This is a genomic window from Collinsella aerofaciens, assembly GCF_964283865.1.
In the GTDB taxonomy this organism is placed as follows: domain Bacteria; phylum Actinomycetota; class Coriobacteriia; order Coriobacteriales; family Coriobacteriaceae; genus Collinsella.
The window spans coordinates 1-2,011 of the sequence record NZ_CAXYLS010000032.1; the positions used below are offsets into that span (position 1 = coordinate 1).

Here is a 2,011-nt window from a genome sequence, read left to right on the forward strand (position 1 = left end):
CAGACCTTCCTGAGCTTGCCGATCTCGGAAGGCACGTGCAGACCTTTCGTCATGGCCTCCTACCTTTCTTTCGGGCCCTTGTCAGGGCCGATTCGTTAGCGCCCCTCCGTGTGAGGCGTTATTGCTGACGACATATTTATATCCAAAAACAGCCCATACTTCCACCTCGCCCCCGAACGGTTTTTTATAGGGGGTGAACGGCATACACATATACTTCACGCATGGCACACTTTGATTTAATAAAGTTTATTTACGTGCTTAAATGCTTTTTCAAACCAAATAGCAAATGGAACTTAACTTTATTAAACCACCCTCAAATTGCATATTTCTAATAAAGCTATGAATAGAATTTGCGATTCATACCGCGTCTCAACCATTTTCATTTTTATTCAGAAAAAAGTTTGTCCTATTCATTTCTGGTATGGGTATTACCGTTTACCAGACGCTTGGTACCGTTCACCGGAAGTTCAGTATAAGGCCCAACGAACACCGGCTCGCCTTACGGCCTCATTTGTAACAACTTGACTTCTCGGTATAGAAAAACAGACCCGCTCCCCTCATGGGAAACGGGTCTGTTATCGATAATCGTAGACAGATTTGAGTGGCTTTGAGAGCCGTCGGAATCCTAGCGATCAAACTCCGCCAGCGCCTCGCCCAGAAGCCTCAGGCCCTCGCGAAGAACGTCTTCGCTCGCGCAGTAGCCCAGACGCGCGCCGCAGGGAAGCTCAAAGCGGCTGCCGGGAACCAGCAGCACTCCCCTCTCGGCCAACAGGCGCTTGCAGAACTCCTCATCGTCCTCGGGAATATCCAGCTGGATAAACGAGGTGGATACGCCCTGCGGCGCCGTCCAAGAGACGCGGCTCTGCGCATCGATCCATGCCTGAGCGATATCACGGTTGCCAAACACGATCTTACGGTTGCGCTCAAGAATCTTGTCCTTGTGCTCGAGCACGTAGGTCGCCAGGGCGTCGTTGAACACGCCGCCGCAGATCATGGTGTAGTCACGATAGGTGCGGATGCGGTTGGAGATCTCTTCGTCGGCCACGACCCAGCCCACGCGAGCCGCAGGCGTCGAATAGGTCTTGGACACCGAGTTGGTGACAATGGCCTTCTCGTACACGTCGGCCATCGATATAAAGGACTCGGTGTTCTCGAGCGGCAGATACACCTCGTCGCACAGCACATAGGCGCCCACCGAACGGGCGATCTCGGCAATCTGGCCGAGCGTATCGGCATCGAGCACCGTACCGATGGGGTTCGATGCGTTATTGATGCAGATGAGCTTGGTGTTGGGGTGAACGAGGTGCTTGAGCTGTTCGATATCGGGCTTCCAGCCGAGCTCCTCGCGAAGCTCCCAATACTCGACCTCGGCACCGAGCGTACGCGGAATCTCGTAGAGCGGCGCATAGGTAGGCCACTCGGCAATCACGTGATCGCCGGGCTCCACAACGGCCATGATGGCGTTGAGGTTCGCGCCCGTGCAGCCATTGGTCTGTAAAATGTGATCGGGATTGACATCGCGACGATACAGCTTGGCGACCTCGGCCTTAAATTCCGGCGATCCCTCGATCCAGCCGTAGTTCATCTTCTCGCGATCCAGGCGCTCGTAGAACGTGGCGCCGTCCTGCTCGTCCAGTGCGCGAAGCTCGCCCATGGTCAGCGACGAGATCGTCGACTGAGCGATATCCCAGGTAGCACTCTTCTCCCAAACGTTGAGCCATTCCTCAACACCGATTGTCTTGATATCCATGGCCACCTTATCTGATCTTCATTTAGCGTCATTAAACATGAATGGGGCGGTGCGAAAGATCCGCACCGCCCCAATGGGAGACATCTAATGGCAGCTAGATGTTTGTAGTAAGACCTGTACGGGTCTTTGAAAACCTTAGAGGTCCTCGCGCCAGAAGGGCATGCTCATGCAGCGCGGGCCGCCGCGGCCGCGGGAGAGCTCGGCGGAGGGCACGACGAGAAGGTCCAGGCCCTCCTTGTACAGCACGTCGTTGGTGACGGT

The 2,011-nt window shown here is 54.9% G+C and carries 2 protein-coding genes; both read right to left on the minus strand.

The genetic code is table 11. The features are described 5' to 3' along the window. Window positions 1–625 precede the first annotated feature (625 nt). Window positions 626–1,750, minus strand: a complete 1,125-nt coding sequence (locus tag ACRX4W_RS09695) for an aminotransferase (RefSeq protein ID WP_432300262.1) — start codon at window positions 1,748–1,750, stop codon at window positions 626–628. 135 nt (window positions 1,751–1,885) lie between these two features. Next, window positions 1,886–2,011, minus strand: a 126-nt coding sequence (locus tag ACRX4W_RS09700) for an arginine deiminase family protein (protein ID WP_229770747.1), incomplete at its 5' end; no start/stop codon positions are given.